15 protein-coding genes are annotated in these 18,496 nt (G+C 60.4%); 9 read left to right on the top strand and 6 right to left on the bottom strand.

All coding sequences use genetic code 11. The features are described 5' to 3' along the window. Positions 1-29 precede the first annotated feature (29 nt). A complete protein-coding gene (locus KUV46_14160) occupies positions 30-638 on the top strand; it encodes a glutathione S-transferase family protein (GenBank protein ID QYJ00461.1) in 609 nt (202 codons plus the stop codon). A gap of 61 nt (positions 639-699) precedes the next feature. Here the strand turns inward: KUV46_14160 and KUV46_14155 are convergent, their stop codons facing one another. Genes KUV46_14155 through trmFO form a run of 3 tightly spaced genes read right to left on the bottom strand, consistent with a single transcriptional unit; the run spans position 700 to position 3,853 of the window. Further along, positions 700-1,431 (bottom strand): class I SAM-dependent methyltransferase, encoded by a 732-nt coding sequence (locus KUV46_14155; protein ID QYJ00460.1) that lies wholly within the window; start codon positions 1,429-1,431, stop codon positions 700-702. Positions 1,432-1,459: 28 nt separating this feature from the next. Further along, positions 1,460-2,434: an NAD(P)-dependent oxidoreductase gene (locus KUV46_14150; GenBank protein ID QYJ00459.1), complete on the bottom strand. Its 975-nt coding sequence runs from the start codon at positions 2,432-2,434 to the stop codon at positions 1,460-1,462. 6 nt (positions 2,435-2,440) lie between these two features. Next, entirely contained in the window at positions 2,441-3,853 is a 1,413-nt protein-coding gene (gene trmFO, locus KUV46_14145; protein QYJ00458.1) for a methylenetetrahydrofolate--tRNA-(uracil(54)-C(5))-methyltransferase (FADH(2)-oxidizing) TrmFO, read from the bottom strand. A gap of 139 nt (positions 3,854-3,992) precedes the next feature. Here trmFO and KUV46_14140 point away from each other — a divergent pair, with 139 nt between their 5' ends. From KUV46_14140 to KUV46_14120, 5 genes are all read left to right on the top strand, one after another. Continuing rightward, on the top strand, positions 3,993-5,360 hold the full coding sequence (locus KUV46_14140) for an MATE family efflux transporter (GenBank protein ID QYJ00457.1): 1,368 nt from the start codon (positions 3,993-3,995) through the stop codon (positions 5,358-5,360). A 33-nt stretch (positions 5,361-5,393) separates the two neighbouring features. After that, a complete protein-coding gene (locus KUV46_14135) occupies positions 5,394-6,869 on the top strand; it encodes an aminotransferase class V-fold PLP-dependent enzyme (GenBank protein QYJ02418.1) in 1,476 nt (491 codons plus the stop codon). 84 nt (positions 6,870-6,953) lie between these two features. After that, entirely contained in the window at positions 6,954-8,303 is a 1,350-nt protein-coding gene (locus KUV46_14130; GenBank protein QYJ00456.1) for a TldD/PmbA family protein, read from the top strand. Then, positions 8,290-9,408 carry a DUF4170 domain-containing protein gene (locus KUV46_14125; protein QYJ00455.1) on the top strand — a complete coding sequence of 373 codons (1,119 nt, stop codon included), beginning with the start codon at positions 8,290-8,292 and terminating at the stop codon, positions 9,406-9,408. Before KUV46_14130 ends, KUV46_14125 begins: the two co-directional genes overlap by 14 nt. Position 9,409: 1 nt before the next feature. Beyond that, entirely contained in the window at positions 9,410-11,170 is a 1,761-nt protein-coding gene (locus KUV46_14120) for an ABC transporter ATP-binding protein/permease (protein QYJ00454.1), read from the top strand. Here the strand turns inward: KUV46_14120 and KUV46_14115 are convergent. Genes KUV46_14115 through KUV46_14105 form a run of 3 tightly spaced genes read right to left on the bottom strand, consistent with a single transcriptional unit; the run spans position 11,167 to position 14,249 of the window. After that, positions 11,167-11,835 (bottom strand): DsbA family oxidoreductase, encoded by a 669-nt coding sequence (locus tag KUV46_14115; protein ID QYJ00453.1) that lies wholly within the window; start codon positions 11,833-11,835, stop codon positions 11,167-11,169. The two genes, KUV46_14120 and KUV46_14115, sit on opposite strands and share 4 nt — an antisense overlap. A 27-nt stretch (positions 11,836-11,862) precedes the next feature. Next, positions 11,863-12,858 carry a UbiA family prenyltransferase gene (locus KUV46_14110; protein ID QYJ00452.1) on the bottom strand — a complete coding sequence of 332 codons (996 nt, stop codon included), beginning with the start codon at positions 12,856-12,858 and terminating at the stop codon, positions 11,863-11,865. A 26-nt stretch (positions 12,859-12,884) separates the two neighbouring features. Continuing rightward, on the bottom strand, positions 12,885-14,249 hold the full coding sequence (locus KUV46_14105; GenBank protein ID QYJ00451.1) for an NAD-dependent succinate-semialdehyde dehydrogenase: 1,365 nt from the start codon (positions 14,247-14,249) through the stop codon (positions 12,885-12,887). A gap of 58 nt (positions 14,250-14,307) precedes the next feature. Between KUV46_14105 and KUV46_14100 the strand changes: the two genes are divergently transcribed. The 3 genes from KUV46_14100 to KUV46_14090 all read left to right on the top strand — a co-directional run bounded on the left by KUV46_14100 (position 14,308) and on the right by KUV46_14090 (position 18,409). After that, entirely contained in the window at positions 14,308-15,069 is a 762-nt protein-coding gene (locus KUV46_14100) for a 16S rRNA (uracil(1498)-N(3))-methyltransferase (protein QYJ00450.1), read from the top strand. Positions 15,070-15,079: 10 nt separating this feature from the next. Continuing rightward, positions 15,080-16,459: a glutamate--cysteine ligase gene (locus tag KUV46_14095; protein QYJ00449.1), complete on the top strand. Its 1,380-nt coding sequence runs from the start codon at positions 15,080-15,082 to the stop codon at positions 16,457-16,459. 123 nt (positions 16,460-16,582) lie between these two features. After that, positions 16,583-18,409: a peptide MFS transporter gene (locus KUV46_14090; GenBank protein ID QYJ00448.1), complete on the top strand. Its 1,827-nt coding sequence runs from the start codon at positions 16,583-16,585 to the stop codon at positions 18,407-18,409. Positions 18,410-18,496 lie beyond the last annotated feature (87 nt).

Genomic DNA, 18,496 nt, shown 5'->3' with positions numbered 1-18,496 from the left:
CACCTCTCGGCAAATCGAGGAGGAAACCCATGAAGCTTTATCACAGCCCGCAAGCGCCGAACCCCGAACGCGTCACAAACTTTCTGAAAGCCAAGGGCAAGCTTGGTGATGTCGAGGTCGAGGAGATCTCGATCATGAAGCAGGAGCACAAGACTGAAGACTATCGGAAAGTGTCCCCCTTCTCGCAGGTGCCGTCGCTTGTGCTGGACGATGGGACCACGCTCACCGAGAGCCGCGCCATCTGCACCTATTTCGAAGGCATCTTTCCGGAGCCGAACCTGATGGGCGCCGACCCGAAGGAGAAAGCGCTGATCGAGATGTGGGACCGGCGCGTCGAGCTGATGCTCTTCATCCAGTTTGCGACCTGGTTCCGCAACACCCATCCGGCCATGGCGCCGCTTGAAGTGCCTCAACTTCCCGAGGCTGGCGCGAAGGCTGAAAAGGGTGCACGTGCGATGGCAAAACGTATCGACGCCCATCTGGCAGAGAATGACTTCCTTGCTGCTGGACGCTTCTCGATCGCCGACATCACGCTCTATTGTTTCACCGGGTTTGCTGGCGTGATGAAGTGGAAGCCGCACGAAGAGTTCGAGAATATTGGCAAGTGGCGCGAGCGCGCAAAGGCGGCGATCGGTTAGCGGTAGCGACGTCACGGGACGCCAGAAAGAAAATTGCGACGTTAGAAGTCTTCTTTTTGGCTCACACCGTCCGCACCAGCCGGTAGCCGCAATCGAGTGCGTCCAGTTTCACCAGATGCCCGAACCGCGCGTCCCAGATGCCGTCCTTAAGGTCGCTCTCGAGCCGGGACAGCCCTTCGGACACATCGCCGATCTTCCAGAAGGAGGACATGGCCCGGCGGATGCGTTCATCGAGATAGGCGGCAGGCCGTCTCCAATAGGCGGCGAGAAACCCGTCAGTGCAGTCATGGGGGATGGGGACAGGGTCAATCACGACTTCGCCCAGCCAATTGGAGTACCGCTCCATTGGCGGCATGGCGGCTTCATCGAGGGTGAGCAGGGCCGGGAAATAATCGAACAGCCAGAAATCCTTATGGCCAGCATCGAAGGTCAGGAAGACTGCTGGACCGCGCGTGACCCGGCGCATCTCGGCGCAGCCCTTCGCCTGATCGCTCCAGTGATGGATCGTTAGTACGGCCATCGAGGCGTCGAAGCTCTTGTCGGTGAAGGGGAGGGCCTCGGCTGAGCCTTGTATCGCGACCGCATCAGAAAGCGGGCGCTGGGCGATCATTTCTGCCGAAGGCTCAATCGCTGTCAGCTCGCGCCCTTGCGGTTCGTATGAGCCGCTTCCTGCGCCGACATTCAGGATAGTTCGGGCGTCACCAAGTGCGGCATGTATCTGGCGCGCAATCCGCAGATCGGGCTTGCGAAGCTGGGCGTAGTCGACGCCGATGGTGTCATAGAGCGCTGTCATGGCCGCGCTCATAGCACTGCTTTTCGGATCAGTCTCGCCAGATCAGATCAGCGCCCTCGACGCTTGGCGATGGATAGGCGGCATCGTGGGCGAAGGGCAGGTCCTCGCCTCGGCGAAGAGCATTGAGCATGGCCGCAAAGTCTGTCTGGAACTTGAAGCCAAGGTCGCGCTGAAACGCAGATGCGTCGTACACCCGGCCAATTGAGGTGGGCAGCTTCCAGCCGCGCGCGGTATAGAGATCAGCTGCGTCAGGAAAGTAATGAGCAATGACGTCTGGTGCTGCGGCTTTCAGGGCCGCGCAATCCTGCCGCGAGAAAGGTGTCGGGGCAGAGACAATATAGACGCCGAAGCCGATGTCCGGCGCTTTCTCAAGCGCGGCCAGATGTGCACGGGCCGCGTCCTCGACCGTCAGCCGGCGGTTCAGAAATTCGTTTGCTTTCAGGTTTTCGGGCGGCGGGTCGGTCAGCGTGTCGTCTTCTTCGGGGAAGAAGCGGGATGTGCGAAGGACCAGGCAGGCGAGCCCTGTCTGCTGATGGACCTCACGACAAAGGTTTTCGGCCGCGAGCTTGGTGACGCCATAGATATTACGCGGCGCAAGCGGGGCGTGGCTTTCATCCAGCCATGTCGCCTGATCGCTCAATTCTGAGCGGATCGCCTGCGAGATCATCAGGGACGTCGTCGAGGTGAAGACCAATCGTTCGTGGCCAGCAGCAGCGGCGGCTTCGAGCAGGTTCAGCGTACCCGTTACATTGACGTCGATGAAGGCCTGTCTCGGGAAGCGTGCAATGTCCGGCTTGTGAAGGCCGCCAGCATGTATGATCGCTTCGATCCCGTGATCTGAAATGACGCGGTTTACGAAAGGCCGGTCGGCGATCGTGCCGATCTCGCTGGTGTACGCTCCCGGTGCGACGTCGAGGCCGGTGACCTTGTGGCCGCTTCTCTCAAGCAAGGGCGCGAGGTAGCGGCCCAGCCAGCCAGAAGACCCGGTCAGCAGAACCCGCATGGCAGGCTACTCGGCCGCAACCGGCTCTCGCTGAGCTGCCAGCCAGGCGTCGATATCCTGCAGCGCGCGAACGGCCTGCACGCCCTTCTTGGCGCGGCCCTTGGCCTTGCCGCGCAGGCGTCGGCCTTCCTCATCCTTTTTCGGGATGGTTTCAGGGTCCGGGTCAGGGAAGAGGCCGAAATTGATGTTCATCGGCTGGAAGCTCTGCTTGCCCTCAAGGTGGCCGCCCGTGATGTGACCTACAAGAGCGCCGAGCGCAGTCGTTGGTGGTGGCGGCGCGAGCTCTTGGCCGAGCCGCTCTGCGGCAGCGAACCTGCCAGCCAGCAGGCCCATGGCGGCGCTTTCGACATAGCCTTCAACGCCTGTCACCTGTCCGGCGAAGCGAAGGCGTGGCATCGATTTCATGCGCAGCTGGCTGTCGAGCAGCTTTGGAGAATTGAGGAAGGTGTTGCGGTGAATGCCGCCGAGGCGGGCGAACTGGGCGTTTTCCAGCCCCGGGATCATCCGGAAGATGTCCGCCTGCGCGCCGTACTTCAGCTTTGTCTGGAAACCGACCATGTTCCAGAGCGTGCCGAGCGCATTGTCCTGGCGGAGCTGGACGACAGCATAGGATTTCACGTCCGGATCGTGCGGATTGGTCAGACCAACCGGCTTCATCGGGCCGAAACGCAGCGTTTCGCGGCCGCGTTCGGCCATGACTTCGATCGGAAGACAGCCCTCAAAGTATGGCGTGTCTTTTTCCCAGTCCTTGAACTCGGTTTTCTCACCAGCGATTAGCGCGTCGATGAAGGCGTTATACTGCTCCTCATTCATCCCGCAGTTGATGTAGGCGGCTTTTTCCCCGTGCGGGCCGGGCTTGTCGTAACGGCTCTGGCGCCACGCCTTGTTCATGTCGATGCTGTCGAAATAGACGATGGGTGCGATGGCGTCGAAGAAGGCGAGATCTTCCTCCCCCGTATGTGCGCGGATGGCTTCTGCGAGCTTGATCGAGGTGAGCGGACCCGTCGCGATGATGACGCTGTCCCAGTCTTCGGGCGGGATGTCGTCGATAGCTTCGCGTACGATCGTGATGTTGGGGTGGGATTCGAGCGTCGCGGTGACGTCTTCAGAGAAACCTTCACGGTCGACCGCCAGCGCGCTGCCGGCCGGCACAGAGTGCTCGCCGCCCTTGGTGATGATCAGGCCATTGGCGCGGCGCATCTCCTCGTGAAGGACACCGACCGCGTTCGAGGTGTGATCGTCCGACCGGAAAGAGTTCGAGCAGACGAGTTCTGCCAGCTTGTCAGTCTGGTGTGCTTCGGTGCCGCGTACGCCGCGCATCTCATGGATGATGACGGGGACACCCATATTCGCAGCCTGCCAGGCCGCTTCGGACCCGGCCATGCCGCCGCCAATGATGTGGATCGGTTTGATGCTCATGTCCCGCGATGTGCTGCTTCATGGCCGCAAGGTCAAGCTGACGCGGGCATCATCGCTGGACGCGGCAGCGCGGCGTCATAGCTCCGCTGCGGTGCCTGCCGGTCGCTGCAGGCCGAAACGACGTTCGAAAGGCAGGCTCTTGCAACTTACCGACGGCTCCGTGCGCGCATCCTTTTCGAAGATCTGGATTCCGATGATATCGGGCGTTCTGGCCGTGAAAGCGATCGGCGTTTCCGATGCCTATTTTGTCGGGCAGCTTGGTGAGGAGAAGCTGGCGGCGATCTCCTACACCTTTCCGATTGTGATGACACTGATCAGCCTGGCCATCGGTCTCAGCGCGGGTGCCTCATCTGTCCTTTCCCGAATGATCGGCGCCGACGCGTCAATCGAAGAACAGGCAGAGCTCACGACAGGCGCTATCGGCATGGCGGTCATCATTTCCGTTGCGCTGTCTGTCTTCGGATTTCTCTTTATAGGGCCGATCCTTAGCCTTCTCGGTGCTGAGGGGCAGATCCATGAAGATGCCAAGGCCTTCATGATGATATGGTTCGCGGGCGTAGTTTTCCTCGTCGTCCCGGTCGCAACCAATGGATTGCTGCGCGCGACGGGAGATGGAGTAAGCCCGGCAATCCTGATGAGCTCGATCGCGGTGCTGAACATTGCGATCAATCCAGTTTTCATTTTCGGACTCGGCCCGGTCCCCGAATTCGGGATGCAAGGTGCAGCCGTCGCAACAATCACGGCGCGAGGTGTGTCCACGATCGGTGCGTTCTATCTGCTTTGGCGAAAAGATTTGCTCGCAGCCTCAATCGGGTCGTTGAAAAGAGGGCTTGCTCGCTGGCAGCAGGTGGCCCGCATTGGTTTGCCGGCCTCGCTCTCTACTTCGGTTAATCCGATTGCCCTTTCGATTGCCACGGCAGCTGTTTCAACGATTGGTTCTGCAGAAGTCGCCGCTTTCGGTCTCGTGACGAAGATCCAGTCTTTCTCAGTCGTTCCTCTGCTCGCCCTGTCTGCGGCCTCAGCGCCATTTATCGGACAGAATAGCGGCGCTGGTAAAACAGAGCGTTCACGCGAAAGCCTCTGGTTCTCCGCGCAGGTCTCCATTGTGTGGGCAGTCGTTCTCGCCGTTTTCTTCTATTTCGGGGGTGAGTGGCTCGTTTCCTTCTTCACCGAGTCTGAGGCGACACGAGAGGTGGCCGCGCTCTACCTCGCTATCGTTCCGCTGTCCTATGCAGGCTATGGGGTCATCATTTCGCTGACGGCGGCGCTCAACGGTCTCGGGCGTTCGGTGAGCGGCCTATTTATCGGGGCGGGCCGGGCGATCGGCTTGCTGGCGAGCGGTGCCTGGATCGGCGTCCTGACCGGTGGGTTCCTGGGCCTTGCGATTGCGACCTTCATAGCCAACGCAGTGTCCGGACTGATCGGTCTTTTCATTATCCGGCGGCATGAGCTGAAAGAACTTGATGCGGACCGCGGCACATCACCTGATTGCTATGAGAGCGACTAGAGACGAGTGAGTGGCTTCGTCCCATTCCAATCCATGGATGATGATTTGACCGACTTTCACGCAAAAGCCTCCCTTGAACCTGAGGACTGGACTGATTTCAGGCGCCGGGCTCATGAGACGTTGGACCGTGCGCTGGACAAGCTTGAGCAGGCCGGGACCGGAAGGGTCTGGACGCCCGTGCCTGAGAGCGTGGACGCGCAGATTGAGAGGGCCCTAGGCGCTTCGCCCCTCGGGCCAGAAGGAGTGGACGCGGCGCTGGCGTCGCTCTTGCCTTACGGGGTTGGAAATACGCATCCGCGCTTCCTCGGCTGGGTGCATGGTAGCGGCACGCCGTTTGGCCTGCTGCCCTCAATGATCGAAGCTGCAATCAACGCCAATTGTGGCGGGCGCGATCATGTTGGCCTGAGAGTGGAGCGCGCGCTGTCCGACTGGGTCGCTCAGCAGTTTGGCTTTCCGAAGACGGCGAGCGGCCTAGTGGTAACTGGAACGTCCATGGCGACAGTCGTTGCCCTGAAGGTGGCGCGGGACGCGGCGCTTGGCTTTGCGTCTCGAGAGGCTGGAGTCGGTGGCTCGAAGCTCGTCGCCTACAGTTCGGCAGAGGCGCATGCATGCAATGCCCGCGCGCTGGATATTCTGGGTCTTGGGACTTCTGCGCTGCGCAAAGTGCCGGTGAACGATGCGTTCCAAATTGATCTTTCGGCGCTTAAGGCGGCCATCGCAGAGGACCGGGCCGCGGGCCTTGTTCCCTTCGCCATCATCGGGACTGCCGGTACGGTGAATACAGGTGCAATCGATGAGCTGAACGGCATTGCGGATATCGCTGAGGCCGAAGGTCTCTGGTTCCACATTGATGGTGCGTTTGCGGCTTCCGGGATTTTGAGTGAAGACGTCGCCTCCAAGCTGCGCGGCATCGATAGGGCAGACTCGATCGCTTTCGATTTCCATAAATGGCTGCACGTGAACTATGACGCGGGCTTCGTTCTGGTGCGGGACGAGGCGTTGCACGGCCAAGCCTTCTCAACACGGCCGGACTATCTGAAGGCGACTGAGCGAGGCCTCGCTGCTGGAAACCCGTGGCCGGTAGAGTACGGACCGGAGCTCTCGCGGGGCTTCCGGGCGTTGAAGGTCTGGGCACATATTGCAGAGTTTGGCCCAGAGCGACTGGGCGCCGCCATCTCTGGCAATTGCCAGCTTGTCCGCACGCTGGCCGCTCTCGTCGATGCCGCCCCCTCATTCGAACGACTGGCACCTATTGAGACGTCTATCTGCTGCTTCCGCTACGTGGCCGAGGATCTGTCTGATGCCGACCTCGACGCGTTGAACGAGGAAATCGTCATCAGGCTACAGGAGACGGGTGCTGCAGCACCTTCGACAACGCGGGTAAACGGCAAACTGGCCATTCGGGTGAACATCACAAATCACCGCACACGCGAAACTGACCTTCATCTGCTCCTGAACGCCATCAAGGCGCTCGCGCCAGAGGCATTGGAAAAGCTTGGTAAGGCATAAGCGCGCCGTTACTTGCAATCTCGCCTGCAAAAGCTGTCAGCTTGGACGTTGCCGCTCACTCAAGAGAGGGTTACCTCAACCAGCATGAAATCAAGCTTCATAACGCCCCCGCAGGACATTCTCGCCAAGCTGATCGACCAGTGTCTCGCTGCCGGTGCGACGGCGGCCGATTGCTCTCTCGCCGTATCGGACGGCGTGAACGTCGATGTGCGGGACGGCAAACTGGAAAACGTTGAGCGTAGCGAGTCGCAGGGCGTGTCGCTTCGCGCGCTGTTCGGGCAGCGACAGGCGCATGTGTCGGGCTCTGACCTTTCAGACGACGCCCTGAAGACGATGGCAGAGCGCTGCGTCGCAATGGCGAAAGCTGTACCGGAGGACAAGTTCGCGGGGCTTCCTGATGCGGAGCTGCTGGAGACAAACCCACCCGAGCTCGATCTCGAAGGTGACGGTGAAATTCCGCTCGAGCGCCTTGAGGCAGATGCGATCGAGGCAGAGGCTGCAGCACTGGCCGTGAAGGGCGTGAAGACGGTCGCAGGCTGCGGCAATGGCTGGAGCCGGTCAGAGCGTTGGGTCGCCGCAAGCAACGGGTTCTCGTCCTATCTGGCAGGCGGTTCCACCGGTCTTGGACTGGCGGCCGTTGCCATGCGCGATGACGCGATGGAGCGCGACTATGACAGCTGGAGCGTGCGCAAGATGGCCCATCGGCCGTCACCAGCAGAGATTGGCCGCACGGCCGGCGAACGGGCTGTCGCGAGGCTCGGCCCGCGGAAGGTGAAGACGCAGAAGACGGCGGTCATCTATGACAAGCGCGTTTCTTCCAGCCTTATCGGTGCGTTCCTGTCAGCGATTTCCGGCCCGTCCGTCGCGCGGGGCGTAAGCTTCCTGAAGGATCGCATGGACCAGAAGGTCTTTGCCGATGGCCTGAACATCATCGATGACCCCTTCCTTGAGCGAGCCCTCGGTTGCCGCAATCATGATGGCGAGGGTCTGCCGGTCGCAAAGTCGGCACTGGTTGAGGACGGCGTTCTTACGCGGTGGCTGCTTAACACATCTTCGGCGCGCCAGCTTGGGCTGCAGCCGAATGGCTTTGCGGCAGGCGGCTTTGGCAACCCGCCGGGCGTTGGCACGTCTAACACGCATATCGAAGCGGGGGCGAAGTCGCCTGAAACGCTGATGTCAGAAGCGGGCAAAGGCCTGCTGGTGACCGATATGTTCGGCCCGTCGATCAATCCGAATACAGGTGACTATTCTGTCGGTGTGGCCGGCTTCTGGTTCGAGAATGGAGAGATCCAGCATCCGGTATCAGAGGTGACGATCGCCGGGGATCTGCCTGCTATCTTTGCGAGGCTCATTCCGGCATCAGACCTGGAATTCCGCGGCCGCATCAACGCGCCGAGCCTTCTGGTTGAGGACATGTCGATTGCAGGCAACTGACACGCCCTTCAGTGATGATTTCATGCTTCTGCAGGAAGCCGTGATCGAGGCTGGAAACATGGCGCTTGCCCGCTTTGAGCGGGGCGACACCAAGGCCTGGGAAAAGACGCCGGGTCATCCGGTTACCAATGCCGACCTTGAAGCCAACCGAATTATCAAGCGCCACCTGACCGGCAACCGTCCGGACTATGGCTGGCTGTCGGAAGAGACCGCGCTCTCACGCGACACCCATCTCAGCGATGTTGTGTGGTGCGTCGACCCAATCGACGGCACGCGCGCTTTCATGGGCGGCGAGCCTTACTGGGCGATTGCGGGTGCGCTGGTGAAAGATGGCCGGGCGGTCTGCGGCGTGGTTCATGCGCCTGCGTTGGGTGAGACCTATGCGGCTGAGCGGGGCAAGGGCGCCTGGCTCAATGGCCAGAGACTGCTGACCAGCAGCTGCGATGAAGAAACCGGCTGCAAGATGATCGCCTCCGAATCGATGCTGACACATCCAGCCTGGCGCGTGCCCTGGCCAGATATGAAACTTGCCCGGCCAAAGCCCAATGCGACGCTCTTGCGGATGTGCTGGGTTGCAACCGGCGAGTGGGACGCGACGCTCGCGCTCTGGCGCAAATCTGACTGGGACCTTGCCGCTGGGACAGTGATCGTCGAAGAGGCTGGCGGCGTTGCGTCAACTCATCTTGGTGAGAGCTTCAGATTCAATCGCAGTGAACCAGCCCAGCGTAGTCTCATTGCGGCTGGAAAGCGCCTGCATCCTCTGTTAGTGGAGCGCGTCAAAGGCGTCCGACTGCCTGATCCGAACTGGACGGTCAGGCCATATGACAGGGCGAACGATACGGAGCAGACGAAAATGGCCGGCACACCAGATACCAAGCAACTTCTTCACCTTGTCATCGGCGGTGAGCTGAAAGACGTTCGCGGCATCGAGTTCGAGGACCTTTCCAAGCTGGACTTTGTCGGGGCCTTCCCGAGCTACAAAGCGGCCTATGATGCATGGAAGAATGCGGCGCAGCGCACCGTGGACCATGCGGAGATGCGCTACTTCATCCTGCACGCGCACAGGCTGCTCGACCCTGAAACGGGCTCCCACCATCACGTCTGATATGGCGAGCGGGCCAGAGCGCAGCCACAGCCTTTTCAGGCTGATCAAGGAGCGGTTCAGGCCTCACCTGAAGTGGTTCGTTATCGGTACGGCCTGCGCGGCCGTGACGGCAATCGCGGCTGCTTCATACGGCTATCTTCTCAAGCTGGTGGTCGAAGGTCTTGAAGACCTGGCGGGGCCAGAGAGCGTGACTGTGCCATCCAGCCTCTGGTGGCTGATCGGCATTATCGGGTTTGCGGCGGCCATCAGGTCACTCTCGCTCTACGGCATGACGCTCGCCAACAATACCGGCGTGCAGCGTGCCATCGTCGACATTCAGGCAGACCAGTTCAATTCTCTGACCGAGGGGGACTTCGCGCGCCTGTCTGCGGACCGGTCTGGCGGCTTCGTCTCGCGTTTCATCAATGATGTGAATGCGCTCCGCGATGCGGGCCTGCGCCTTGCGAACAACCTTACCAAGGGCGTGCTCACGGTTATTGGTGTGCTGATCACCATGTTCATCATGGACTGGAAGCTGACGCTGATCCTGATCCTCGTCTATCCGATAGCGTTCGGGCCGGTGATCAGCCTTGGCAACCGCGTGCGCCGCCGCTCCAAGCAGGCGCAGAAGCAGATTGGAGAAGTCGCTTCGCTCCTGTCTGAGAGCTTTCAGTCTGCCCGTGTGGTCAAGGCTTATGGACTTGAGGAGTACCAGAAGGGCAGGGCGAAGCGTGGCTTTGTCGAGCGCTCCCGGCTCTTCCTGAAGGTTCTCACCGACAGAGCAGCCGTGGACCCGATTCTTGAGATCACCGGTGGGCTTGCTCTGGTTGGAATACTGGCACTGACCGCATGGCGGATCGCTGACGGTGATACTTCGCTCGGCAATTTCGTCGGCGTCATTGGCGCGGTCGCTGTCGCGGCACCGGAAGTGCGTGCGCTCGGTACGCTCAACGCGGTCGCACAGGAAGGCGGCGCCGCAGCAGACCGTGTGTTCGAAATCATCGATGCTGAGCCGCAGATCAAGGACAGGTCTGACGCCCGCACGCTCGAGAATGCGCGGGGCAGCGTCGAATTTCAGGATGTGCATTTTGCGTACCCTGACGGATCACAGGCGCTTAAGGGCCTCAGCTTTTCAGCCAATCCGGGCGAAACGGTTGCGCTGGTCGGCCCATCCGGGGCCGGAAAGTCCACCGTTTTCAACTTGTTATTGCGGCTTTATGAGCCGGTTTCCGGCTCGGTCATGGTCGATGGTTCGGACGTCCGCGCCTATACGGGCGCGAGCCTGCGCAGGTCCACGGCTCTCGTCGCTCAGGAAGCGCTGCTGTTTGATGACACAGTTGCCGCCAACATCGCGCTTGGCCGGATGGGCGCGAGCCGCGAAGAGATCAAGGACGCCGCCCGCGCAGCAAGCGCGCATGAGTTTATTCTGGGGCTGCCGGGCGGCTATGAAGCGCCGTGCGGCGAGATGGGGCGCAACCTCTCGGGCGGCCAGCGTCAGCGTATTTCTCTGGCCCGCGCCATCATCCGGCAGGCTCCGATCCTGCTGCTGGATGAAGCGACATCAGCGCTCGACGCTGAGAGCGAAGCCAAAGTTCAGGCTGCGCTCTCTGAATATGCGAAAGACCGCACAACGCTCGTCATTGCCCATAGGCTTTCGACGGTGCGTTCAGCCGACCGCATTATCGTGCTGGATGACGGGAAGGTGGCCGAGGAAGGCACCCACCAGGAGCTGCTGCGCCAGGGCGGTCTCTACAAGCAGCTGGTCGAGCTTCAGCTTAGCTAGCCGTAGCTGCGTTGTTGCGGCATCTGTTTCGCCGACGCACTCAGGAATTTCGCAAGCTTCTCTGCGCTCTCGGCGCCCTGGACGGCAATACGGCGCATGGCGATGTAAGTCGGCACGCCGCCAATCCCCATTTCGCGGAAAAGGTTTTCCTCGTCGCGGGTCGCTTGGGCATCAGCGTCAGAGTCGAGCAGGCCAGTGATAATCTCGCGGTCGAGGCCAATCGACTCGCCTATGTCGGCAAGTACCTCATGGTCACCGATATCACGGGCTTGTTCGAAATAGGCAGAGAAGAGCGCTTCCTTGGCCTCGATGCCTTTGCCCTGGCCCTGTGCCCAGCGAACGAGGCGGTGCGCGTCGAAGCTGTTCGGCCTGTGCCGAAGCTCACCGAAATTGAACGGAATGCCTTCTTCTTCGCCATACTGGACGAGCGCTTCGCGCATGGAGGCCCAGCGATTGTCTTCTGTCTCGGGGCCGAACTTGCTGGCCATGTAGTCACGGTAATTGACGCCGCCTTGCGGAATGGTCGGATCGAGTTCGAAGGGCCGGAAGATCAGCTCAACATCGACATCATCGACGAGGTCGATTGCGCTGCGGATGCGCCGGAGGCCCAACCAGCACCACGGGCAGACGAGGTCCGATACCATTTCTATGGTTAGCTTGGTCATCTCTTCCTCCTTGGGTTGGCGCTGCGCCTAGATGATGGCGGAGAGCGTAAAGCCTGCCACCAGTATCAGCGCGGCCCATGCGTTCGACTTGAACACCATCAGCGCATGGTCGTCGTCCTGGTTCATCTTGTACACCTGCCAGATGGCATGAGCGAAGAAGCCGATCACGGCCAGCACGCCAAGAGGCATGCCGCCATTTGCGGCAACTGCGCCGCCGAAAAATGCCGTGGCGGCGAGATAGAAACAGAACGCGCCAAGAATAGTCTGCTCGCCCAGAAGGCGCGCCGTCGAGCGGACGCCGATGAGGGCGTCGTCTTCGCGGTCCTGCATCGCGTAGATAGTGTCATAGCCGACGGTCCAGGCCGCAAAGCCGAGATAGAGAAGGATAGTGCCGAATGAGACATGCGTTGCCATCGCAGCCGCCACCAGCACGCCCCAATTGATGGTAAAGCCGAGCCAGACCTGCGGCCACCAGGTGACACGCTTCATAAATGGATAGGCGGCAATCAGGGGCAGGGCGAGCAGGGAGACGATCTTTGCGTCGGTCGGAATGCATAGCCATGCAATGAAGGCGATCGCGACCTGAATGCCGAGGAATATGTAAGCCTGGGTGACAGTGACATCGCCAGCCGGTAAGGGCCGGTTAGCTGTGCGAGCAACAGCGCCGTCAAAATCCTTGTCCGTGATATCGTTCCAGGTGCAGGCCGCACCCCGCATGGTCACTGCGCCGACAATGATCAGGACATCCCACCAGATATCGATCCATGCGAAGCCTGTCTCCATGCGGGTATACGCCAAGGAGGCCAGTGCCGGGAGCATGACCAGCCAGGTGCCGATAGGGCGATCCAGACGCGCGAGCGCCGCATAGGGGCGCAGCGTGTCTGGAAGGGATGTCAGCCAGTCAGGCAGTGCGCTGTCTGCGGGCGCGTTGGCGCGAGCGCTCTCTGCGCTATCAGCGGCCTCTGGCTGCGCGCCGGTTTCCGGGGTTTCAGGGGTCGTATCTGATGTCGTCGGATCGTTCATGGGCCCGGTATAACCGTAATCGTGCGTCAGGCGATAGACACGGTTTTGCGATGAATGAAGGCGCGAATGCCATCGCTGGCGAGTTCGCGGCCATACCCTGATGACTTCACGCCGCCGAATGGCAGGCGCGGATCGCTTGCGACCTTTGCATTCACGAAAGTCGAGCCAGCATCGAGATCCCGTATTGCTGTTTCGATCTCTGTCTTCTCCGTCGTGCAAATGGACGAGCCGAGGCCGAAAGGGCTGTCATTTGCGCGGTCGATGGCCTGCGAAAGGCTGGAAACCTTCCAGAGGGAGGCGACGGGGCCGAACATTTCCTCGTGGGCTGCAGGTGCGCTTTCCGGAGCTTCATCGAGGATCTGCGGGGCGTACCACCAGCCCTTGTCCGGTAGTGACGGTGTCTCGAGTAAGGGTTTGGCGCCTGCTGCGACTGACTTGTCGACCTGTTCGGCGAGGTCATCGCGAAGTGACTTCATGGCGAGCGGCCCGATCTTCGTATCGTCTGCCAGAGGATCGCCAATCTTGAGGGCTTTCATTCCTTCCACGAAGCGGTCGCGGAACTCGTCATAAATGTCTTCATGCACGAAGAAGCGCTTGGCCGCGATGCAGGACTGGCCATTGTTCTGTACGCGGGCATCGATGGCGGTCTCGACGGCGCTTTCGATATCGGCCGATGGCATAACAATGAACGCATCGGTGCCGCCAAGCTCCAGCACGGTCGGCTTGATCTCGTCTCCGGATATCGAGGCGACAGAAGCGCCTGCCGGACCAGAACCGGTCAGCGTCGCTGCACGTACGCGCCGGTCACGCAGAACATTCTCGACGTCATCCGAGCCGATAAGCAGTGTCTGGAAGCAGCCATCCGGAAAGCCTGCTTCCCGGAACACATCCTCGATATTGAGGGCGCAGCGCCATACATTCGAGGCGTGCTTCAAGAGGCCGACATTGCCCGCCATAAGCGCTGGTGCGGCAAAGCGGAAAACCTGCCAGTACGGGAAGTTCCACGGCATGACGGCGAGGACGGGCCCGATTGGGAGGTGACGCACGAAGGACTGGCTCGCGTCCGTCTTGATCTTTTCGTCCTTGAGATAGGCTTCGGCGTGCTCGGCATAGTGGCGGCAGACCCAGGCGCATTTCTTTAGTTCGCCTTCAGCCTGCGCCAGTGGTTTGCCCATCTCGCGGCTCATGGCCGGGGCCCAGTCGCCAACGCGGCTCTCCAGCACGTCGGCCGCCTTTTCCATCAGCTTTGCGCGCTCATCAAAGTTCGTCAGACGCCAGTGGGCGTATCGTTCATCTGCCTTGGCAAGCGCAGCATCCACGTCGACCTGACTGTGCGGTTCGAATGTTTCGATGATTTCTTCGGTGGCGGGATTGATGGAGCTGACACTCATCGCGCGGCCTCGCTGGTTTTGGCTTAACTCTCTGACAACAGAAGCCTATATGGTCCCCATGAGTTCCGTTCCCAGACTGTTCATCGACGCAGGCCTGTCTTCCGGAGAGAAGGTCTCGCTTAGCGACAATCAGGCAAACTATATCCTGCGGGTCATGCGGCTAGGTGAAGGCGCGCCTGTGCGGGTCTTCAACGGGCGCGACGGCGAGTGGATTGCCGCCGTTGTTCCGGAAAGCGGCAAGCGGGCGTCTATTGTCCCTGAGAGGCAGACGAGGCCGCAGGTCGAGACGCCGGATCTCACGCTTTTCTTCGCGCCGCTGAAAAAGGCGAGGACCGATTTCGTTGTCGAGAAGGCTTGTGAACTTGGCGTGCGACGTATCCAGCCCGTGATGACCGAGCGTACCCAGTCGAGCCGCGTACGCCGCGACAGGCTGCAGTCGGTTGTCATCGAAGCAGCTGAGCAGACAGAGCGGATGGATGTGCCGGAGGTCTTTGACGATGTGTCGCTTCAGGACGCGCTTCAGGACTGGCCGGCCGAAAAGCCGCTCTATTATTGCGATGAGGCTGGCGATGCGCGGCCGATGCGCGAGGTACTGACGGGCGCGGTTGGCAATGCAGCGGGTATTCTCATCGGACCTGAGGGTGGTTTCTCTCCGAAGGAACGCGATTGGCTCCGGAAAATTGAGCATATTCAACCGGTAACGCTCGGTCCTCGTATCCTCAGGGCAGAGACGGCGGTGGTCGCTGCGCTCACCCTGTGGCAATCTTGTGTTGGCGACTGGCAGGAACATCCCTATCTGCCTGAAACCGAAAACGGCTAGAGGGGCCGGCATGACGACACCTACGTCAGACATCGACGAGAACGCCCCGCGTATCGAGTCAAAATCAGAGCTCGTCGAATGGATGGAGCAGGGCTGCGCGCCCAAATCCGACTGGCGGATTGGCACCGAACACGAGAAGTTCGGCTTCATTCGCGACGGGTTGAAACCGCTTCCATATGATGGCGACGTCTCGATCCGTGCCATGCTCGAAGGCCTGGCCGACAAGTTCGGATGGGAGCCGATTTCCGAATCGGGGCTGCTCATCGGTCTCAAGAAGGACGGTGCCAGTGTCAGCCTGGAGCCAGGCGGTCAGTTCGAGCTTTCGGGTGCGCCGCTGGAGCACATCCACCAGACCTGCAACGAGGTCGGCGACCATCTGAAAGAAGTGCGCGAGATCGCAGACCCGCTCGGTATCGGCTTTCTGGGCATGGGCTCGTCACCGCTGTGGACGATGGCCGAAACGCCCATGATGCCAAAAGGCCGTTACGCCATCATGCGGGACTATATGCTCAAGGTCGGGCGCCTCGGCCGTGAGATGATGTTCCGCACCTGCACCGTTCAGGTGAACCTGGATTTCGCCTCAGAGGCGGACATGCTGAAGAAATTCCGCGTGTCGCTGGCTCTGCAGCCGCTGGGCACGGCACTTTTTGCGAATTCGCCCTTCACCGAGGGGCGTCCAAACGGCTTCCTGTCCTATCGCTCTCATATCTGGACCGACACCGACCCGGACCGGTCCGGCATGCTCCCCTTCATGTTTGAGGATGGCGCAGGCTTTGAGAGGTATGTGGATTACGCCCTTGATGTGCCGATGTATTTTGTCCGCCGCGGCGGCAAGTATCTCGATGCCTCTGGCAAGAGCTTCCGCGACTTCATGCATGGCAAGCTGGACCTGTTGCCCGGCGAGAAGCCGGCCATCGACGATTTCGTCGACCACCTCTCCACCATTTTCCCGGAAGTGCGCCTGAAACGCTTCCTTGAGATGCGCGGCTCTGATTCCGGCCCATGGAGCCGGCTCTGCGCATTCTCCGGCTTCTGGACGGGTATCCTGTATGAGCAAAGCTCGCTCGACGCGGCATGGGACTTGGTGAAGGACTGGACCGCTGCAGAACGCGAAGCCATGCGTCAGTCCGTTCGGGTCCTTGGCCTTCGCACTCCGGTGCCTGGCGGCGGAACGCTTCAGGACCTCGCCAAGCAGGTTCTGGCTATCAGCCGGAATGGTCTCAAGGCGCGCGCCAAGTACAATAGCTCTGGCGACGACGAGACTGGCTTCATTGCGGAGCTGGACGAGATTGCAGAAAGCGGGCTGACGCCAGCTGATCGACTGCTTGAGCTCTATCATGGTGAATGGGGCAGGCGGGTCGAACCAGCCTTCGAAACGCTGGCCTACTAGCGGGCCTTTGCGTCTTTCTGATTACAAATGGCACATCATTGCTTGAGCCAGACCAAACTGCGTGATCAAAGTGTGCGCTGACGAGGCGTGCGATCACGCGTGGAGAGGTTGAGGGTCTAGCTGATGTTTTCTGTTCTATTGTCGCTGCTGGCGGTGCCGCCACTCGGTTTCACGATGTGGCAGCTCAGGAAACATCCCAAGGGTCTCTACATCCTGTTCTTCGCAGAGATGTGGGAGCGTTTTTCCTATTACGGGATGCGCGCGCTCCTCATCTTCTATCTCACCTGGCACTTCCTGTTCGAAAGCAGCTTCTCGCTGACACTCTATGGCGCCTATGTGGCGCTGGTCTATCTCGGGCCTCTCCTCGGCGGCTGGCTTGCTGACAAGTATATCGGGTTCAGGAAGGCTGTGACCTTCGGTGCGATCCTGCTTGTGGCAGGTCACGGCTTGATGGGCCTGCACGGTCCGGCAGCGACTGAGACGCTCAATGTTGACGGCACCGTCTATGAGCTGGAGCGCCCGGAATACAGCGAGACGCGCGACCGTTTCATCGTCATCGACGGCGAGGAAATCGCCATTGATGGCTTCGTGCAGCCTGAAGAAGGCTCGACGACACGCATTGTCACCTTCCAGCAGGACGGCGCTGAAACGACGCTCACCGGTACGCTTGAAGAAGAGCGTAACCCGCTTTTCGCGACCATCCTGTTTGCCGCTCTCGCGCTGATCGTGGCCGGTGTTGGCTTCCTCAAGCCGAACATCTCGACCTGCGTTGGGGCCCTCTATGACCAGGGTGACCGCCGGCGCGATTCGGGCTTCACGCTTTACTATATGGGCATCAATCTCGGCTCATTCCTGTCGGGTATCTTCTGTGCACTTGCTGCCGCGACGCTCGGCTGGTGGGCAGGCTTTGGTCTTGCCGCTGTCGGCATGCTGGCTGGCCTCCTCGTCTTCGTCTGGGGCCAGGGCTGGCTGGAAGGCCGCGCAGATCCGCCGGCAGATGTCGACCTGAAGACCCCGGTGTTTGCAGGCCTCAACCGCGAATGGCTGGTCTATGCGGCAGGTCTTGGCTTTGCGCTCGCAGCTTTCTTCCTGCTGCAGATTGCCAGCATCATGACACTCGCCATGCACGTCGTTTTCCTCGTCGTGACGCTCGGTATTGTCATCTATATGCTCATCAAGCTGGAGTCCGACACCCGGAATGCGATGATCGGCCTCCTCATACTGACGGTGTCGTCGGTTCTGTTCTGGGCGCTCTTCGACCAAGGGCCGACATCGCTGAACCTCTTCGCAGCGGCGCACGTCGACAACCAGGTTGGGGGCGAGCCTTTCCCGGCGCCGATCCTTCAATCAGCCAACCCGCTCTACATTATGTATTTTGCTCCGCTGATCGCGGTTCTCTGGACCTGGCTCGGCAATCGCGGGATTGAGCCGAACAGCTTCATCAAGTTCGGTCTCGCCATGGTGCAGATTGGTGCAGGTTTCTTCGTGCTCAATCTGGGCATCCAGACCGCTGTGCCGGACACCGACGGTGCGCTTCGCATCTCGGTGCTGTTCATCATGCTGATGTACCTGCTTCACACGACGGGTGAGATCTTCCTGTCGCCCGTTGGCCTCTCTGCTGTGACCAAGCTGTCGGCCAAGCAGATCGTCGGCTTCATGATGGGCTACTGGTTCCTCGCTTCCTCTTACGCGAACGTGATCGCAGCGGGTATCGCCCAAGCGACACAAGTACCTGAAGGCGCACCAGCTGAAGAAAGCCTTGCAGCATACAACGCGGTTTACCTTCAACTCGGCGGCGCGGCCGTCGGTCTCGGTGTTGTACTGATCCTGCTCAGCCCATGGCTTCGCAACCTGACCAAGCATGCAGAGCGCAGCCACGGCCCAGGCGACAAGGAACGCCGCGCCGAAGTGGATCCGTCTGGTGTCTCAATGGACCGGACGCAAAGCTAGGCGACAAGACTAGCTAGCCTTTTTGGATATCCCCGCGAGGCGCAACTTCGCGGGGATATTTCTTATAAAGTCGATCTTTCTGCGTCT

This window comes from Thalassovita mediterranea (genome assembly GCA_019448215.1).
GTDB lineage: Bacteria > Pseudomonadota > Alphaproteobacteria > Caulobacterales > Hyphomonadaceae > Henriciella.
Note: the sequence above shows the minus strand (reverse complement) of the source record. Positions and strands in the feature narration are given on the sequence as shown.

Excerpts from the sequence above, each read along its gene's own strand:
- KUV46_14105 (QYJ00451.1), bottom strand. The coding sequence starts at position 14,249 with ATGAGTGTCAGCTCCATCAATCCCGCCACCGAAGAAATCATCGAAACA.
- KUV46_14120 (QYJ00454.1), top strand. The coding sequence starts at position 9,410 with ATGGCGAGCGGGCCAGAGCGCAGCCACAGCCTTTTCAGGCTGATCAAG.
- KUV46_14150 (QYJ00459.1), bottom strand. The coding sequence starts at position 2,434 with ATGCGGGTTCTGCTGACCGGGTCTTCTGGCTGGCTGGGCCGCTACCTC.
- KUV46_14110 (QYJ00452.1), bottom strand. The coding sequence starts at position 12,858 with ATGAACGATCCGACGACATCAGATACGACCCCTGAAACCCCGGAAACC.
- KUV46_14115 (QYJ00453.1), bottom strand. The coding sequence starts at position 11,835 with ATGACCAAGCTAACCATAGAAATGGTATCGGACCTCGTCTGCCCGTGG.
- trmFO (QYJ00458.1), bottom strand. The coding sequence starts at position 3,853 with ATGAGCATCAAACCGATCCACATCATTGGCGGCGGCATGGCCGGGTCC.
- KUV46_14095 (QYJ00449.1), top strand. The coding sequence starts at position 15,080 with ATGACGACACCTACGTCAGACATCGACGAGAACGCCCCGCGTATCGAG.
- KUV46_14160 (QYJ00461.1), top strand. The coding sequence starts at position 30 with ATGAAGCTTTATCACAGCCCGCAAGCGCCGAACCCCGAACGCGTCACA.
- KUV46_14090 (QYJ00448.1), top strand. The coding sequence starts at position 16,583 with ATGTTTTCTGTTCTATTGTCGCTGCTGGCGGTGCCGCCACTCGGTTTC.
- KUV46_14100 (QYJ00450.1), top strand. The coding sequence starts at position 14,308 with ATGAGTTCCGTTCCCAGACTGTTCATCGACGCAGGCCTGTCTTCCGGA.
- KUV46_14155 (QYJ00460.1), bottom strand. The coding sequence starts at position 1,431 with ATGACAGCGCTCTATGACACCATCGGCGTCGACTACGCCCAGCTTCGC.
- KUV46_14130 (QYJ00456.1), top strand. The coding sequence starts at position 6,954 with ATGAAATCAAGCTTCATAACGCCCCCGCAGGACATTCTCGCCAAGCTG.
- KUV46_14135 (QYJ02418.1), top strand. The coding sequence starts at position 5,394 with ATGGATGATGATTTGACCGACTTTCACGCAAAAGCCTCCCTTGAACCT.